General features: G+C 65.1%; 17 protein-coding genes. 11 read left to right on the forward strand and 6 right to left on the reverse strand.

Translation table 11 applies throughout. From position 1 onward, the window contains the following. Positions 1–149: 149 nt before the first annotated feature. The 6 genes from EO136_RS01695 to glpX all read left to right on the forward strand — a co-directional run bounded on the left by EO136_RS01695 (position 150) and on the right by glpX (position 6,766). Complete coding sequence (locus EO136_RS01695) at positions 150–1,364, forward strand: LL-diaminopimelate aminotransferase (RefSeq protein ID WP_127142739.1); 1,215 nt, start codon at positions 150–152, stop codon at positions 1,362–1,364. A gap of 340 nt (positions 1,365–1,704) precedes the next feature. Further along, a complete protein-coding gene (locus tag EO136_RS01700; RefSeq protein WP_127142785.1) occupies positions 1,705–3,051 on the forward strand; it encodes a homoserine dehydrogenase in 1,347 nt (448 codons plus the stop codon). Positions 3,052–3,115: 64 nt separating this feature from the next. Then, on the forward strand, positions 3,116–3,514 hold the full coding sequence (locus tag EO136_RS01705; RefSeq protein ID WP_127142740.1) for a hypothetical protein: 399 nt from the start codon (positions 3,116–3,118) through the stop codon (positions 3,512–3,514). A gap of 117 nt (positions 3,515–3,631) precedes the next feature. Then, positions 3,632–4,396, forward strand: a complete 765-nt coding sequence (locus tag EO136_RS01710; RefSeq protein ID WP_127142741.1) for a glutaredoxin family protein — start codon at positions 3,632–3,634, stop codon at positions 4,394–4,396. A 136-nt stretch (positions 4,397–4,532) separates the two neighbouring features. Continuing rightward, a complete protein-coding gene (locus EO136_RS01715) occupies positions 4,533–5,669 on the forward strand; it encodes a hypothetical protein (RefSeq protein WP_127142742.1) in 1,137 nt (378 codons plus the stop codon). A gap of 125 nt (positions 5,670–5,794) precedes the next feature. Further along, the gene (gene glpX, locus EO136_RS01720; protein ID WP_127142743.1) at positions 5,795–6,766 is read left to right on the forward strand and encodes a class II fructose-bisphosphatase; all 972 of its coding nucleotides are present in this window, start codon (positions 5,795–5,797) and stop codon (positions 6,764–6,766) included. Between the two features lie 104 nt (positions 6,767–6,870). Here glpX and EO136_RS01725 read toward each other — a convergent pair whose 3' ends face one another. Beyond that, complete coding sequence (locus EO136_RS01725; RefSeq protein WP_127142744.1) at positions 6,871–7,092, reverse strand: hypothetical protein; 222 nt, start codon at positions 7,090–7,092, stop codon at positions 6,871–6,873. Between the two features lie 107 nt (positions 7,093–7,199). Further along, positions 7,200–7,766 (reverse strand): hypothetical protein, encoded by a 567-nt coding sequence (locus EO136_RS01730; RefSeq protein WP_127142745.1) that lies wholly within the window; start codon positions 7,764–7,766, stop codon positions 7,200–7,202. Between the two features lie 116 nt (positions 7,767–7,882). On the opposite strand from EO136_RS01730, the gene recJ reads away from it, so the two are divergent. From recJ to EO136_RS01750, 4 genes are all read left to right on the forward strand, one after another. Beyond that, positions 7,883–9,670: a single-stranded-DNA-specific exonuclease RecJ gene (recJ, locus tag EO136_RS01735; RefSeq protein WP_127142746.1), complete on the forward strand. Its 1,788-nt coding sequence runs from the start codon at positions 7,883–7,885 to the stop codon at positions 9,668–9,670. A 79-nt stretch (positions 9,671–9,749) separates the two neighbouring features. Then, positions 9,750–11,087, forward strand: coding sequence for an NAD(P)/FAD-dependent oxidoreductase (locus EO136_RS01740; protein WP_246018234.1), 1,338 nt, complete (start codon positions 9,750–9,752; stop codon positions 11,085–11,087). Then, positions 11,072–11,908, forward strand: coding sequence for a DUF1365 domain-containing protein (locus tag EO136_RS01745; protein ID WP_164730393.1), 837 nt, complete (start codon positions 11,072–11,074; stop codon positions 11,906–11,908). The genes EO136_RS01740 and EO136_RS01745 overlap by 16 nt, the downstream gene beginning before the upstream one ends. Further along, positions 11,901–13,136 (forward strand): SAM-dependent methyltransferase, encoded by a 1,236-nt coding sequence (locus tag EO136_RS01750; RefSeq protein WP_246018235.1) that lies wholly within the window; start codon positions 11,901–11,903, stop codon positions 13,134–13,136. Before EO136_RS01745 ends, EO136_RS01750 begins: the two co-directional genes overlap by 8 nt. A 62-nt stretch (positions 13,137–13,198) precedes the next feature. Here EO136_RS01750 and EO136_RS01755 read toward each other — a convergent pair whose 3' ends face one another. The 3 genes from EO136_RS01755 to EO136_RS01765 are packed head-to-tail and all read right to left on the reverse strand — an operon-like array spanning position 13,199 to position 15,178. Next, a complete protein-coding gene (locus EO136_RS01755) occupies positions 13,199–13,945 on the reverse strand; it encodes an SDR family NAD(P)-dependent oxidoreductase (RefSeq protein ID WP_127142749.1) in 747 nt (248 codons plus the stop codon). Position 13,946: 1 nt separating this feature from the next. Further along, complete coding sequence (locus tag EO136_RS01760; protein ID WP_127142750.1) at positions 13,947–14,597, reverse strand: ChrR family anti-sigma-E factor; 651 nt, start codon at positions 14,595–14,597, stop codon at positions 13,947–13,949. Then, complete coding sequence (locus EO136_RS01765) at positions 14,594–15,178, reverse strand: sigma-70 family RNA polymerase sigma factor (protein ID WP_127142751.1); 585 nt, start codon at positions 15,176–15,178, stop codon at positions 14,594–14,596. The genes EO136_RS01760 and EO136_RS01765 overlap by 4 nt, the downstream gene beginning before the upstream one ends. Positions 15,179–15,315: 137 nt before the next feature. Here EO136_RS01765 and EO136_RS01770 point away from each other — a divergent pair, with 137 nt between their 5' ends. Then, a complete protein-coding gene (locus EO136_RS01770; RefSeq protein WP_127142752.1) occupies positions 15,316–15,708 on the forward strand; it encodes a SpoIIAA family protein in 393 nt (130 codons plus the stop codon). Here EO136_RS01770 and EO136_RS01775 read toward each other — a convergent pair. Continuing rightward, positions 15,673–17,070, reverse strand: coding sequence for a M20/M25/M40 family metallo-hydrolase (locus EO136_RS01775; protein WP_206513246.1), 1,398 nt, complete (start codon positions 17,068–17,070; stop codon positions 15,673–15,675). The genes EO136_RS01770 and EO136_RS01775 overlap by 36 nt on opposite strands. Positions 17,071–17,077: the final 7 nt, after the last annotated feature.

The raw sequence follows: 17,077 nt of genomic DNA on the forward strand, positions 1-17,077 counted from the left end.
AAAGATCACGGTCGCTTCGGCCAGATCCGTGGCGCCGTTCACAGTTTGAACACCATGATCGTTTGATACTGACCGGGTGCGGGTCGCGATCCGTCGCGCCGCACGGCCGGAGCCAACAGGGGTAAGCAGTTTCCCCTACCGAGGATATCATGAGCGAAGAATTTCATCGCATCCGCCGCCTGCCGCCCTACGTTTTCGAGCACATCAACCCCATCAAGGCTAAGGCAAGAGCCGACGGGGTGGATATCATCGATCTGGGCATGGGCAATCCCGACCTGCCCACACCCCAGCACATCGTCGACAAGCTCAAGGAGACGGTGAAGGACCCGCGGACCCACCGCTATTCCACCTCGCGTGGTATTCCGGGCCTGCGCAAGGCTCAGGCGTCCTACTATGGCCGCCGGTTCGGGGTTAAGCTGAACGCCGATACCCAGGTCGTGGCCACGCTGGGGTCCAAGGAAGGCTTTGCCAACATGGCGCAGGCGATCACGGCGCCGGGCGACGTGGTGCTGGTGCCCAATCCGACCTATCCGATCCACTCGTTCGGCTTCATCATGTCAGGCGGCGTGGTGCGCTCGATGCCCGCTGACCCCAACGAGGATTTCCTGCGTTCGCTGGACCGCGCGGTGCGCCACTCGATCCCCAAGCCGATCGCGCTCATCCTCAACTATCCGGCCAACCCGACCGCCTACGTGGCGGATCTCGAGTTCTACCGCGAGGTGGTGGAGTATTGCCGCAGGCACGAGATTTTCATCCTCTCGGACCTCGCCTACTCCGAGATCTATTTCGAGGACGAGCCGCCGCATTCGGTGCTCGAAGTCCCGGGCGCCATCGACATTTCGGTGGAGTTCACCTCCATGTCCAAGACCTTCTCCATGCCCGGCTGGCGCATGGGGTTCGCCGTGGGCAATGAGCGCCTGATCGCGGCGCTGGCGCGGGTGAAATCCTATCTCGACTATGGCGCGTTCACGCCCATCCAGGTGGCCGCCGCCTCCGCGCTCAACGGCGATGATTCCTGCATCGAGGAGGTGCGCAACATCTACCGGCACCGCCGCGACGTGATGGTGGAGAGCTTCGGGCGGGCCGGCTGGCACATTCCGACGCCGGCGGCGACGATGTTTGCCTGGGCACCCATTCCCGACCAGTTCGCGGAACTGGGAAGTTTGGAATTCGCCAAGCTGCTGATCAGGGAAACCGGGGTCGCAGTGGCGCCGGGGGTCGGGTTCGGCGAATATGGCGACCAGTATGTGCGTCTGGCGTTCGTGGAGAACGACCAGAGGATAAGACAGGCGGCGCGGGCCATCAAAAAATTCCTCGGCAGCGGCGCAAGTCACGGAAATATCGTGGCTTTGGGCCAGCGATAGGGCAAATCCTTCTCGCGTGCAGGTCCGCTGATCTGCACGTGATCCGGGCCTGATCGTGTTTGATCGTGCAAGTTGACCATGATCGGCCTTCACGATCGAGGCGCCCGGGGTTGACCGGATAGGTTCTTTCCTATTTAGAGATAGGAAATTGCCATTATTCCGAATTGGTCCCATGAGCGACATCGAGAGCTTCAAGCAATCCGTAGAAACCTTCATCGCCTCGCGCGGCTGGAGCCCGACCCGGTTCGGCCGTGAAATCGCGGGCGACCCGTTGTTCGTCTTCGACCTGCGCGAAGGTCGCGAGCCGCGCAGCGAAACCCGCGAGAAGATCGTCCGCGCCATGCAGGCGCAGCGCGAGAAGCGACCGGTGGTCAACCGCCCGCTGCGCATAGGCATTGCAGGGCTGGGCACGGTCGGCGCGGCGCTGATCCGAATCCTCGAGACCGACGGCAAGGCCATCGCCAGCAAGCTGGGGCGGGAAGTGGTCGTGTCCGCGGTCAGTGCGCGGTCACGCTCGCGGGATCGCGGTGTGGACATTTCCGGTTTCGACTGGTTCGACGATCCCGTGGCGCTCGCCAAGTCCCCGGACGTCGACCTGTTCGTCGAGCTGATCGGCGGGGAAGACGGGCCGGCCTTTGCGGCGGTCTCGGCGGCGCTCGAGCGCGGCTGTCCGGTGGTCACCGCCAACAAGGCGCTGCTGGCCCGGCACGGGGTCAAGCTCGCCCAGATCGCCGAGAAGGGCGACGCGCAATTGAGCTTCGAAGCCGCTGTCGCAGGCGGCATTCCGGTGATCAAGACGCTGCGCGAGGGGCTGGGCTCGGCCTCGATCACGCGCGTCTACGGGATCATGAACGGGACGTGCAACTATATCCTCACCCGCATGGGCAATGAGGGAATATCGTTCGATACCGGCCTGAAGGATGCGCAGGATCTGGGCTATGCCGAGGCGGACCCGAGCTTTGATATCGATGGCTATGACGCCGCGCACAAGCTGGCGATCCTGACCAGCCTGTGCTTTGAGACCGAGATTGCGACCGACCAGGTGTTCGTGGAAGGCATTTCGCGCATCACCCAGGCCGATATCAAGGTTGCCGCGGATCTGGGGTTCAAGATCAAGCTGCTGGGCATCGGCCGGCGCACCCCCGACGGGATCGAGCAGCGGGTGCACCCGACGCTGGTGCGCAAGACCTCGGCGATCGCCGGAGTGGACGGCGTGCTCAATGCCGTGGCGCTGGAAACCAACCACGTCCAGGAGCTGATGCTGGCCGGGCCGGGCGCGGGGGGCGACGCGTCGGCGGCCTCGGTGCTGAGCGACATCCTCGACATCGCGCGCGGCGCGCGGGTGCCCCCGCTCGGCGTGCCCTCGAGCGCGTTGCTGCCCTATACCCGCGCGCCGATGCGCGTCCATGAGGGCGGCTATTATATCCGGCTCAACGCCCGCGACGTGCCCGGAGCCCTTGCGGCGATCGCCACGCGGATGGGGGAATCCAACATCTCGCTGGAAAGCGTCATCCAGCGCCCGGACCTTCGGGCCGTCTCGCCGGAGGCCGAAGCGGAATCGACCCGCACGGTGGTGCTGATCACCCACGACACCATCGAGAGCGCAGTGCGCGAAGCGCTGGCCAAGATCGCCGAGGATGGCTTCATCGTCGACGAGCCGCAACTCATCCGCATCGAGGAGTTTTGATCGGCGCCAGTCCGCGTGCCGGTCTCCCTGTGCTAGGGATGGGGGAACCATAATGGAGGACCTTATGACCAAAGCACCATTTGCAGCATTGTCCACCCGCCGGGGGCGCGCCGGCCTGCAGGCCGCCCTTGTCGCGGTGCTGGCCGCCGGAGCGCTTGCAGTCGGGCCGGCGAGTGCCCAGGAGGACGGCGCCGAGATCACCGATTTCGACTGCTCGGTAGCCTACGCGGTGCTGGGCCTGGGGCGCGAGGACGTCCGCGATGTCACCATGCAGCTTGCCGGCGAGGCGCTGACGCGGGTGTTCGCCGAAGATCCTACCATGGAGCGCGCCGAGCTCGAGGGCGAGGTGCAGGAGGCGATCGACACCCGCATGAACCGTGTGCTCGACGGGGACGAGGATGTGCAGCGCGTGGTCGAGGACGTGCGGGCCTGCAACGCCCGCTACGGCGTCGAGCAGTGGTAGGACGGCGCGTCCCCATCTGACGGACGAGAACTGTGACGGCCTTTCAAACCGACGGTCCAGCGCCTATGTGAAAGCAGGGACGGAGATCGACTGAGGCCCGGAACAGGGGATCCTACAATGGCGAACGACAGCACGGCAAAGCGCGCCGAACTCCACCGCATGGTCTATGCCAAGCATATGTGTCCCTGGGGGCTCAAGACTCTCGATCTGCTCAGGCGCGAGGGCTATGCGGCAGATGACCGGCATCTGTCCTCGCCCGAGGAAACCGAGGCGTTCAAGCAGAAGCACGACGTCAAGACCACGCCGCAGACGTTCATCGGCGGCGAGCGGATCGGCGGCTATGAGGACGTGCGGCGGTATCTGGGCAAGCCGGTGCGCGACAAGAAGGCGGTGACCTATCGGCCCGTCATCGCGCTTTTCGCCATGGCGGCACTGATGGCGCTGGCCGCGAGTTGGGCGGCGTTCGGGACCGTGGTGCGGGTCGAGGCTGCCGAATGGTTCATCGCGATCTCGATGTGTCTTCTGGCGCTGCAAAAGCTCAAGGACGTGGAGAGCTTTGCGACCATGTTCCTCAATTACGACCTGCTGGCCCAGCGCTGGGTGCGCTATGGCTATGTCTACCCCTTCGCCGAAGGGGCAGCGGGCGTTCTGATGATGGCGGGTGCGCTGATGTGGGTGTCGGTGCCCATCGCCCTGTTCATCGGCACGGTGGGCGCGGTCTCGGTGTTCAAGGCCGTCTATATCGACAGGCGGGAGCTCAAATGCGCCTGCGTGGGCGGGGACAGCAACGTGCCTTTGGGGTTCGTCTCGCTGACCGAGAACCTGATGATGGTGGCCATGGCCGTCTGGATGCTGCTCAAGCCGATGGGCGTCGGCCTCTGACCCCCGGTTCAGGGGCTGTTGGAGCCCCGTAAACCGCATGACATTCCGTGGCAAGGGGGCGCCCCATGCCACGGATCTTTCTTTTCATTCCTGCATCGATAGCTGCGCAGGGCGCGCGCCCGGGTCGTGGCGCCCGATGAGCCGGCCTGGGCTCAAGGGCCAGGACGGGTTCTGGCGCTGGCTGAAGGGCAGGGCGAAGCTGGGCGCATCGGCAAACGATGTGCGGCCCAGGGCTGATCTGGCACAGATCAGAAAAGAGGGGGGCGAGACCATGGAGCCGGCGAGATCGCGGGATTACGAGGCCGGACGGCATGCGGCCGAGCCGCCGGTTACCGTCGATCTCGCCTCCGAGATCGTCGCGCACCTGCCCGACGACACGCCGCCCGCGCTTGTGGGGCAGGTGCTGCTCGAAGCGGTGCCCGGGGTGACCCATCTCTGGTACGGGCCGCGCTTTCGCCGGGATTTTCGCGAGACCGGGCGCATGGCGCCCCTGGCAGCACTCGCCGTGCTTATGGTCCGGCACATCGATTCCGAGACGTTCAACCCCTACACGCTCAGGGATCACGGTCAGCTCATTTTTACCCAGGCCAGCCCGGCAATTCTGGGGTGGTTCGCCGGACAGCTCGAGGCGCGGGTCGCCCGCCTGGGGAACTGGATCGACATGACAGGGCCCACCGACCACGTGGCGATGGCGGGTGAGCGCCTTGCGCGCATGGCGCCCGATTGCGCCGGACCGGTGGTGGCGTTAGGGCAAACAATGAGGGAGGCGCACAAGGCGCTGGCAGCCCAACGCGTGGAGGCAGTGATCGCCGAATGCGAGGCGCGGGCGGGATTGGACTGGGACGGCATGGCTGTCGGTGGGCGGCTGGCGGAAGTCTGGCAGCCGGCCTATCCAGAGCTTTGCGCGCAGATCATGGACCTCTTCGCGCGCCACGGGGTCAACGCGGACGGGGCGCCGACGGGCGAGAGGCTCTGGCGGATGGCGCGGATCGATTTCGACGATTATCGTGCCCATCTGGGCTGGCCGCCCCATGCCGGGAAAGTGGCGGACAGGCTGTGCGCCGAGATTGGGGGCGACGACGTCGATATTGTCGATTTCGCTGCCGGGTCCGCTTCATCGATCCTTGAATTCAACTACTATCCCGGGGACGAGGCGTTCAGGCAGTGCCTCGCCGAAGCGTGCGCCCGGGCGCTTGAAATCCATAAGCCGCCGCCGGCCGGACTGGTCCGTCTGGACGATATACTCGCCGGGCGTCAGCCCGATGACGACTGATTGGCGACGCCGAGAGTGAGTTGCGAGCCTTGCCACGCATCGGGCCATGACGTTATGTCGGGAGGCCGGCGGGCAGGGAGCAGCGCCGGGCACAATGGTGCGGCCTGTTCCCGGGGAGCGCGTCGATGTCAGCGACGGCAAGCGAGAAGAAACCATCAGCCGTTGACGGGCGCCTGACGCTCGAGATCGCGCGGATCACCGAGCGCGCGGCGGTTGCGGCCGCCGGATGGCGTGGCAAGGGCGACGAGATGCGGGCCGACCAGGCCGCCGTGCAGGCCATGGAAACTGCGCTCGATGAAATCGACGTCGACGGCAAGGTGGTGATCGGCGAGCCGGCCGGCGCCGAACGGCTGGCTCTGGACCAGAAGGTGGGACGCGGCGCCGGGCCGGTGATCGACGTGGCGGTCGACCCGCTCGAGGGCGTGACCGGGTGTGCCAAGGGCCTGTCCAATTCGCTCTCCGTCCTGGCGTTCGCCGAACCGGGCGGGCTGCTGCACGTGCCAGACGCCTATATGGAAAAGATCGCCGTGGGCCCGGGCTATCCCGAGGGCATCGTCGACCTCGACCAGTCCGCGACCGAGAACGTCACCGCGCTGGCCAGGGCCAAGGGCGTGGCGGTGACCGATATCGTCGTGTGCATGCTCGATCGGCCGCGCCATGGGCCTTTGCTCGCCGAATTGCGCGGGCTGGGCGTCGCGGTCAAGCTGCTGCCCGACGGGGACATCGCCGCGGTGATCCACGCGGCCAACTCCGACGATACGGGCATCGACGTCTACCTCGGCTCGGGCGGGGCGCCCGAAGGCGTGCTGGCGGCGGTCGCGATGCGGTGCATCGGTGGGCAGATGCAGGGCCGTCTGATTCTCGACACCCCCGACAAGCGGGCCAAGGCGCGGGAGTTCGGGCTTTCCGACCCGAACCGGAAATACTGGGCCAATGAAATGGCGCGGGGCGACGTGCTGTTCGCGGCAACGGGGGTGACAGACGGGAGCCTGTTGCGCGGCGTGCGGATGCTCCCGAGCAAGGTGGTGACCTCAAGCGTGGTGATGCGATCCTGGTCGCGCACCACCCGCTGGATTACCGCCGAACACCGCCGGTAGACGCCCGGAATGCCCTGCCGATCGGATGGCGGTCAACGCGCCAAGCCGACGATTTGGCCTGATCTACAGACCAAAAAAGTTCTCCGAATTTTCCTTGAAGCGCTTCAGGCGACGCGGCGAGGATGAGCGATGCGCACCGAGGATCCCTGGACCGTATCCTCTGTGGTCCCGGTGAGCTTGCCCTGGGAGGGCTGCTCCACATCTTCGGGACGGCTGGTCATTGCACCGAGATGGGTCAGCGTCGGGGTGACATAGGTGCGCGGACGTGGTCCTGCGATCTGGAGGAACAGGCTGGCACGGGCACGGGCCGAAGCATATCTCGTCATATCAGGTCTCCGCTCGGACACGGTGTCCAAAGTCTCGAAGTGTGCATCCGGTTCCCATATCAGTGTGTTTTCCGTAAGGCGCGGCTGTGGCTGGAAGCGGGCCATGATCAAAGGCCCATCACTTCGCGGGCGCGCTCTTCGGCGGTGTCGCCAGCAGCGACAATTTCGGCCTCGTCGCGCCCCAGATTGCGCGCAGCACTTTCCGCTGCGGTACGGGCGCTGGCGACGACCTGGATGCGCTGCTCGTCCGAGAGATTGTCCGACGAAAAGCTCGCGACGCCAGAGATGATGGCGTCGATGCGCTCGTCCAGGGTCTCGGAGACCTGCGAGCCCATGGCTGCGAATTCCTCGTTGATCCGCTCCATTGCATTGGTGCCCATGTCCGCGGCCTGGTCGGTGGACTGCTCGGTCTGCTCGAGGATGGAATCGAAGGTTTCTGCAGCCTGCTGCTCAATGCTGTCGATGGTCTGCTGGATATCGGCGTCGGTGCCCAGGTTCTCTGCGGTCTCGGCCTCAGTGTCAGCCGGCTGCTCGACGGGCTCTGCCTGGGTCATGGCTTCCCCTTCGATCGACGCGTCCGGCTCCGTGGTCGCGGGCGGCGGGCTGTTGCCTTCGCAGGCGGCGAGGGCCAGGGCGGAAATGGCAACGAGGGGGAGAAGCAATCTGGTATGCATGTGATGACCTGTAGGCTATCGATTTTGTGCTCAATCGTGTGAATTGCAAAAGAAATCGGGATCAGCGGTGATTGGCTGTGTCGATCCGGCTCAGTAAAGGGCCTATAAGCATCCCCATGAAGCTAGACGTTCAGCCTTTCCTTAACGTTACCAATTCCGTTACCGGCAGGGTATGGCACGACCGCCTCGACCCGGCGAGCGCGCGTATGGCCGGAGCCATCGGGCAGCAGACCGCGCTGTCGGAAATTCTCTCGCGGATCGTTGCGGGCAGAGGCGTAACGGTCGATGGGGCCGAAAGTTTCATCAATCCGACCCTCCGCGACATGATGCCCGACCCCGCCACCCTCGCGGACATGACCCCGCTCGCCCAACGGCTGGCCCAGGCGGTCTCTGTCGGGGAGACGGTGGGGCTATTCGCCGATTACGACGTGGACGGGGCATCCTCCGCGGCGCTGATGATCCGCTATCTGCGGGCCTGCGGGTGCCCGGTGGTCTGGCACATCCCCGACCGCATCTTCGAGGGCTACGGCCCAAACGCCGCCGCGCTCGACGGGCTGATCGCGCAGGGCGCGACGCTGCTGGTGATGCTCGATTGCGGGACGACCAGTGCCGGGCCCATCGCCCACGCCCGGCAGAAGGGCGTGGACGTGCTGGTGCTCGACCACCACCTCGTGGCCGGGGATTTGCCGCCGGCCAATGCGCTGGTCAATCCCAACCGTCCCGACGATATTTCAGGGCTGGGGCATCTGTGTGCGGGCGGCGTGACCTTCATGGCGCTGGTGGCGCTCAACCGCATCCTGCGCGAGTCGGGCAGGGGCGGGCTGCCGGACCTGATGACGCTGCTCGACCTCGTGGCGCTGGCCACGGTGTGCGACGTGGTGCCGCTGACCGGGCTCAACCGGGCCTTCGTGGTGCGCGGCGTCGAGGTCATGCGGGCCGGACGAAACCCGGGCCTGCGGGCCCTGGCCATTGCAGCGCGGCTCTCGGGGCCCGTCGCGCCCTATCACCTGGGTTATCTTCTGGGCCCGCGGATCAATGCCGGCGGGCGGATCGGGGATGCGGGGCTGGGCACGCGCCTGCTCTCGACCGAGGACGAGCACGAGGCCCTGACCATCGCGGCGCAGCTCGACGAGCTCAACCAGGAGCGCCAGCGCATCGAGGCGCGGGCTGTCGAGGAGGCCTGCGCGACCGCCGAAATGGAAATCGGCGACGGCGAGGGCCCGCCCGTGCTGGTCGTGGCTTCGCCCGACTGGCATCAGGGGGTGGTCGGCCTCGTGGCCGCACGGCTCAAGGAGCGGTTCAACCGTCCGTCCTTCGCGATCGCGCTGGGGCGGGATGGCGGTGGCACCGGCTCGGGCCGGTCGATCCCCGGGGTCGACCTGGGCAAGGCGGTGATCGGGGCGGTCTCGGACGGGGTGATCACGAAAGGCGGCGGGCACGCGATGGCCGCGGGTGTGACGCTCACCGGCGGTCAGCTTGGTGGCTTCCGCGCCTATCTTGCGGACGCGCTGTCCGGGGACGTCGGCGTGGCGCGTGAGCAGAGGGCGGTGCGGATCGATGCGGCGCTTACCGCGCGGGCGGCCTCGCCGCAATTCGTCCACGACGTCGAACGCGCCGGGCCCTTCGGGGCGGGCAACCCGACCCCGCTCTTCGCGCTGCCCGCGCACAAGGTGAAATTCGCCGAAGTGGTGGGCGCGGGCGGGCACGTGCGGCTGACGGTCTCGGCTGGCGACGGGGCCAATCTCAAGGCGATCGCGTTCCGCGCTGCAGGCACGCCGCTGGGCGCCGCGCTGCTCAAGGCGCGGGAGGGGGGAACGCTGCATCTGTGCGGCTCGCTGGCGCTGGACCATTGGCAGGGCAGGGAGACCGTCCAGTTGCGCGTTGTCGATGCCGCGGTTCCGTGAAACTATCGGTCGGGCTGATCCGTAAGAACCACACGGGCGTAAGTAGCCGACAGGTATGGTTTTTCGGGAAAGGCCGCGTATGGCGCCGCATTCAATCGCAGTTATCGGTTCGGGTATCTCAGGGCTTGCTGCAGCCTGGCACCTCTCAAAGACCAGCCGGGTCACCCTTATCGAGCGCGAAGAGCGCATAGGCGGGCACACCAACACTGTCGCCATGGATACGTCCCAGGGGCCTGTTCCGGTCGATACCGGTTTCATCGTGTTCAACGAGGCGAACTATCCCAACCTCACGGCGATGTTCGATCACCTGAAGGTGGCGACCGCGCCCTCGCATATGGGCTTTGCCGTTTCGGTCGGTGAAGGCCGGCTGGAATATAACGGCGAAAAGCTGGTCGGCATGTTCGGCCAGAAGCGCAACCTGTTGCGGCCAGAGCATTGGCGGCTTGTCCAGGACATCGTGCGATTCTTCCGCAATGCCGAGCGCGACATCCTCGACATGCCGGCCGACATAACGGTGGCGGGGTTTCTCGAGCGCTGCGGGTACTCCGAAGCGTTTATCGAGGACCACATCCTTCCCGTGTCCGCGGCCATCTGGTCGACCCCGTCGCGGGGCATGCTCGATTTCCCTGCCCATACCTTCGTGCGGTTTTTCTCCAATCATGGTCTGTTGCGGATTCTCGGGCGTCCGTCCTGGCGCACGGTGATGGGCGGAGCGCAGGAATATGTCTCGCGCCTTCTGGCCGACGCCAAGATGGACGTGCGCACCGGGGTCGAGATTACCGCGATCCACCGCAAGCCGTCAGGCGTCGAGATCACCGACAGCACGGGGCAGGTCCAGCGGTTCGACGAAGTGGTGCTGGCGTGCCACGCCGATGAGGCGCGCAGGATGCTGGCCGACGCTTCGCCCGACGAGGCCGATCTTCTGGGCCGTTTCCGGTTTTCCACCAACCATGCGGTGCTGCACTCGGATCCCGCCTTCATGCCGAAGCGGCGGCACCTGTGGTGCGCCTGGAACTATCTGCGCCCCGCCGGCAACGATGACGATGCCTTGAGCGTTTCGTACTGGATGAACCGCCTGCAGCCGCTCGAGACCCGACAGAACGTGTTCGTGACGCTGAACCCCTACAAGGATTTCGCGCCCGGTTCGATCCACTACGAGACCGACTACCGGCACCCGATCTTCGACAGTGCGTCGGTGGACGCGCAGAGCCGGATCGGGCGGATACAGGGCGTGAACCGGACGTGGTTTGCCGGGGCGTGGCTGAGCTACGGCTTCCACGAGGACGGCCTGCAGGCCGGGCTTGAAGTCGCCGAGCGGATCGGTGGGCTGGACCGGCCATGGACGGTCGAACGTGCGCGCGACAGGATCGCGCACAACTGGATCGAAGGAGAATCGGCCAAATGGGCGGCCGAATAGACACCGATGGATCCAGCGAGAGTTCGGCGCTTTACGTGGGCGATGTAGTCCATCATCGCGTCTGGCCGCGCCGTCACAAGCTGCGTTACCGCGTCTTCTCGGCGCTGCTGGACCTCGACCACATCGACGACCTTGATTCAAAACTCAAGCTGTTCTCTGTAAACCGCTGGAATATCTTTTCTCTCAGGTTCAGGGATTTCGGCGCGCGTGACGGCTCCAACCCCAAATGCCACGCGATGGAGCGTGCGCGAGCCGCCGGCGTGGCCGACAGGGTGGAGCGTGTCCGGATGCTGGCTTACCCACGCATTCTTGGCTACGCGTTCAATCCGCTGACGGTCTATTACCTCGAGGATGTCGATAGCCGGACGGTGATGCTGATCTACGAGGTGCGCAACACCTTCGGCGAGCACCATTTCTACGATTACGTCGTGGATGGCGATCCGATCGAGATCGGGCACACCGAGCCCAAGGCGTTCTATGTGTCGCCGTTCAATACGCTGGAAGGCCAGTACCGCTTTTCGGTGCGCCCGCCGGGGGACGCGGTTTTCACAGGAATCACCCTTACGACCGGGAAGGGTGCGATCCTGACCGCATGGTTTGATGGCACGCGCGAGCGGCTGGACGACAAACGACTGGCAAAGCTCGCACTTGCATATCCCCTGATGACAATTAAGATTATTGCCGGAATACATTGGGAAGCGCTCAAGCTCTGGCTCAAGGGCGTTCCTCATACGATCGGCCTGCGCGCGCACCTCAAGGATGGAAAGCGCAAGCCGGACGTATCGACGGCGGGAGAAGAGGCGAGGTCTCTCAATGAGTGAAGCGACAGCTGGCACCGGGCGCGGGCCGGCGGGCCCCATAAAGCGGATAGGCTCGCTGCTGATCGAGAAGATCGGGACGGCTCTGATCGGCGCGCCCAAGCACGGCGCAGTGACCGTGACGCTGCCCAGCGGGCGCGCCCGCACCATCGGCGACCCGCGCACCGGCGAACATGCCTATCTGCGCATGCCAAATTTCTCGGTGATCGGCCAGAGCATGCGGCGCGGCACGGTGGGCTTTGCCGAAGCCTATATGCGCGGGGATATCGAGGTCGAGGACCTGACCAAGCTGTTCAGGTTCTTCCTCCAGAACCAGGATGTGTTCGACAACGCCAATCCCGGCCTGTTCCGGCGCGCGGCCAAGGACCTCGCCTATCATATGGCGCGGCCCAACACCAGGGAAGGCTCCCAGCAGAACATCGCCGAGCACTACGACCTCGGCAATGATTTCTACGAGATGTGGCTCGATGAAACGATGACCTATTCGTCGGCCTATTACGCGGGCAGGGATATGTCGCTCGCCGACGCCCAGCGCGCCAAGTACCGACGTATCATCGAGATGTGCGGGATAGAGGCGGGTGGGCGCGTGCTCGAGATCGGGTGCGGCTGGGGAGGATTTGCCGAGACCGCCATCGGCGAAGCTGGCGCTCATGTGCGGGGCATCACGCTCTCGCGCGAACAGCTCAAATACGCCCGCGACCGGCTGGCCCGGCAGTCCATGGACGGGAGTGGCGCGCTCGTGTTTGAGGATTATCGCGATACCGAAGGGCAATTCGACCACATCGCCTCGATCGAGATGATCGAGGCCGTGGGCGAGGAGCACTGGCCGCAATATTTCCAGACCGTGCACGATCGGCTCAAGCCGGGCGGCACCGCGGCGATCCAGGCGATCACCATCCGGGAGAAGGATTTCGAGGACTACAAATCGGGTCCCGATTTCATCCAGCGCTACATCTTCCCCGGCGGAATGCTGCTGACCAAGCCGGTGATGAAGGACGTGGCGGCAAAGGCGGGGCTCGTGCTCGAGCAGACCGACTGCTTCCGGCACGACTACGCCAAGACCCTGCGCCTGTGGCGCGAGGCGTTCCTGGCGCGCTGGCCCGAGATCGCCAAACTTGGCTATGATGAGCGCTTCAAGCGCAAATGGGTCTATTACCTCGCCTATTGCGAGGCCGGATTCACCGAAGGCATGATCGACGTCGGCATCTACCAGTATCGCCGGCCGGCCTGAGTGGCGATCAGATGGGTTGTGCTTGATGCATTACAGCACAGCCGCCTTGCCCTGTTTCCAGATCAGCTCTGGCGGATCAGCCGGCTCATCAGCGCGAAAAAGAGCGGGTAGGGCAGAAGCCTGATCGTCTTGAGGATCAGGACGAACCGCAGGGGGAAGGCGATCTCGAACTTTTTTGTGTCGAGCAGCCCGTCCGCTATGCGCTTGCCCGCGTCTTCGGCTTCCATAAGGAATGGCATGGGAAAGTCGTTCTTGGCCGTGAGGTCGGTCTTGACGAACCCGGGGCAGACGATCCGGACCGAGATATTCTCGGGCGCGAGCTCGGTGCGCATGGTCTGGGCGAGAGAAATGAGCGCAGCCTTGCCCGAGCTGTAGGCCGCTGCGCGCGGCAGGCCGAAATAGCCGGCCACCGAGGCCACGATGGCGATCTCGCCCGCCCCCTGACGGCGCATCTGGCCGATCACCGGATCGAGCACCCGCATGGCCCCGAGGACATTGGTGTCCATCATCGCGGCGAATTTTTCATACTCGTAGACGCCGGGTTTGGTGACGTCCCAGGCGGCGACGGAAAAGACGACGAGATCGATGCGCCCGAGATCGGACGCGATTCTCACGGTGACCTCACGGCAGGCCTCGGCATCGGTGACGTCGAGGGGGTAGGGATGGGCGCCGTGGCTCGCCTTGAGCGCATCGAGCGGTTCGGTGCGCCTACCCGAGATGGCCACGGTCCAGCCGCGCGCGGACAGCTGCTTTACCAGCTCGGCCCCGATGCCCGAGCCGCCGCCCAGAACCCATGCAATGCCTGCCATATCAGATCCCGACCAGCGGCTGGAGCAGCTTCATGAGCCGTGAGCGGAAATTGAGCTTGGCGTCCACAGCGATCAGACAGATGCAGTCTTCGCCCATCTCGGCGATCGGCTGGTGCTCGACGTCCTGATCGTGGTCCGCGATGTCACCAACGCCGAACCGGCCGAACCGGTCCGAATAGGAGCCGCGCAGGATCAGCGTCAGCTCGTGTCCGCCATGGCCGTGCTCGGGCACCGCGCGACCCGCGCCGACCCTGAGCAACATGAGCCGCGACTGCGCGTGGGGCGAGACGGGCAACTCGCAGGTGGCAACACCGCCGCCGCGACCCTTCCAGGGCAGGGCGTCGAGACCTTCGGGCGCATAGCGGGCGAGTGGTGCAGGCACGTCGGCACCGCGCGGCTGCATGCGGATCGGATCCTCGGCGGGCGCCTCGTCGAGCCGGCCCAGCAGTGCATCGAGCGCATCGTCGGACACAGGCTCTTCCTCGACGCCGGCCAGAAGCGCGCCGCCGATCACGTCGAGCCTGTCGAGCTGAGCGCGGCAGCCCTCGCACATGGCAAGGTGCGTGGAGATGACCAGCGCATAGGGCTCATCAAGCGACCCTGCGCTGAACGCCATGAGCGTGGTGATGTCGGGGTGATGGGAAACGGTCATTGCAGATCCTCCAGAAGAGGGCGCAAGCGGCCATAGGCAAGGCGCAGTCTCGACTTCACGGTGCCGAGCGGGATGTCGAGGCGTTCGGCAATGTCCGAATGCGTCATGTCGCTCAGAAAACTCAAACGTATCACTTCCTGTTGGTCCTTCGGCAAATCCCCCAGCGCCGTCTTGACCCGAGAGATGATCTCCTGCTGTTCAATCCGTTGGAGGCCGTTCGGCGTGTCGTCGGTCGTCTCGATGCCCTCGAGATCCTCGTAGGGCTTGTTCGACAGCCGGCGGAGCTGATCGATGCGCAGATTGCGCGCGATCGTGAATATCCAAGTCACCGCTGCACCGCGATCGGGACTGTAAAGGTGCGCCTTACGCCAGACGGCGAGCAGCGTTTCCTGAACCAGATCCTCGGCCAGCGCGCCGTCGGCTCCGAGTTTGAGCATCATCGACTTGAGCCTTGGCGCAAGCTGCCTGAACAGCTCTGCAAGTGCCTTGCGATCCTTGCTTTCGGCGATTCTCGCCAGAAGATCGGCCGGATCTGCAATCGACTTGGCCTCGGGCACGGGCTTGGATGTGGTGTCGCTCATGTCTACTGCATACACCATAGCCTCCAGTGGGTTTAGTCCCTTTACGAGGCGGGCCGGCCCCCGGATCACAAAAATTCGTGCGTTTCGGGAACCGATCGGGCGTCGCAGCGTTCGGCCTGGTTCGGGAGGCTGAACCCATGATCGAAATCACCCAATTGCCCGACAATGTGATGGTCTTGAGGGTCGTTGGCCAATTGAGCGCTGACGATGTCGATCACGGTGCAAAGGCGCTGAAATCGCGCCTGAGCGGCAACCGGAACGTGGGACTGGTCGCAGACCTCGCCCAGATGGACGGGATGACGCTCGAAGCGTTGCTGACCGATCTGTCCTATCAGAGGAACTTCTTCGGCCACTGGCACCAGTTTCCACGCGTCTCGGTCATAGCGCGAGGCGGGATGCAGCCCCTGGTCGCCAGGGCGGTCGGAGCGGTGCTGCCCCAGATCGAGGTCAGGGCTTTCGAGCCGGCCAATGCCGAGCAGGCGATCGCATTTGCGTCAGGCCGAGAGCGCGTCCAGAATCCGGATCCATGACCTGATGCCCCGGTGGTAGCTGGCCAGATCGTATTTTTCGTTGGGCGAGTGAATGCGATCGCCCGTCTGCGCGAATCCGATCAGAAGCGACTCCATTCCCAGCTTGCGCTTGAAATCCCCCACGATGGGGATCGAGCCGCCCGATCCGGCGATGGCGGCCTCGCGGCCCCATTCATCGGTCAAAGCGCCGAGCGCGCGGGTGAGGAATTCGCTGTCGGAGGGGATCGAAGTCGCCGGGCTGCCGCCGTGCGATTTGAAGGTCACGGTGCAGTCCTCGGGCAGCCGGGCGCGGACATGGGAGCGGAAGGCTTCCCTGACCCTGGCGGGGTCTTGATCGCCCACCAGGCGGAACGATATCTTGGCGCTGGCGCGCGCCGGGATGACGGTCTTGAAGCCCTGGCCGGTATAGCCACCCCACATGCCGTTGATCTCGCAGGTGGGACGCGCGGCGATCTGCTGGAGAACGCTACGGTCCTTCTCGCCCGCAGGGGCGCTAAGGCCGACATCGCCGAGAAATTCGGATTCATCGAAGGGCAGGCGCTGCCATTGGGCGGCGACCGCATCGGGCAGGTCCTCGACGCCGTCATAGAACCCTTCGATGGCCACCGAGCCATCCGGATTGCGCAGGGAAGCGACGATCTCGGAGAGGAGCTGGAGGGGATTGCGCGCCGCTCCGCCATACATGCCCGAATGCAAATCCCGGCTGGCAGCGGTGATCTCGACTTCCTCACCAACCATGCCGCGCAGCATGGTGATGATCGAGGGCGTCTCCCGGTCCCACATGTCGGTGTCGCAGACGAGCGCCACGTCGGCTGTGAGCTCCGACGCGGTTTGGTCGAGGAATGGGCCAAGCGATGCCGATCCGGCTTCCTCCTCGCCCTCGAACAGTATGGTGACGGGGATGGGCAGGGCGCCACGCACCGCCTTGAAGGCGCGGCAGGCCTCGACGAACGTCATCAACTGCCCCTTGTCGTCCGAGGCCCCGCGGGCGCGGATGACCTTCTGGCCGCCCTCCTCGCCGATGGTGGGGGTGAAGGGAGCGGTGTCCCACAGCTCGAGCGGATCGACGGGCTGGACGTCGTAATGGCCGTAAAACAGCACCGAGGGGCCGGTCGCGGACCGATCATGGCCCACGACCATCGGGTGCCCGGTCGTGGGGCGAACAGAGGCGTCGAATCCGAGCTCTGAAAGCTGGCCCGATAGCCAGTCCGCCGCTGCCTGGCAGTGCGCGCCATAGTCGGGATCGGTCGAGATCGAGGGAATGGCGAGAAGCGTGAACAGGCGCTCCAGGCTCCGGTCAATCCCGGAATCGGCATGGGCGAGCACGTCTTCGAGCGAAGCGTCGGGGCGGGGCAGGGTCATGGCTGTC

The sequence above is a fragment of the Pelagibacterium montanilacus genome, assembly GCF_003992665.1.
In the GTDB taxonomy this organism is placed as follows: Bacteria; Pseudomonadota; Alphaproteobacteria; order Rhizobiales; family Devosiaceae; genus Pelagibacterium; species Pelagibacterium montanilacus.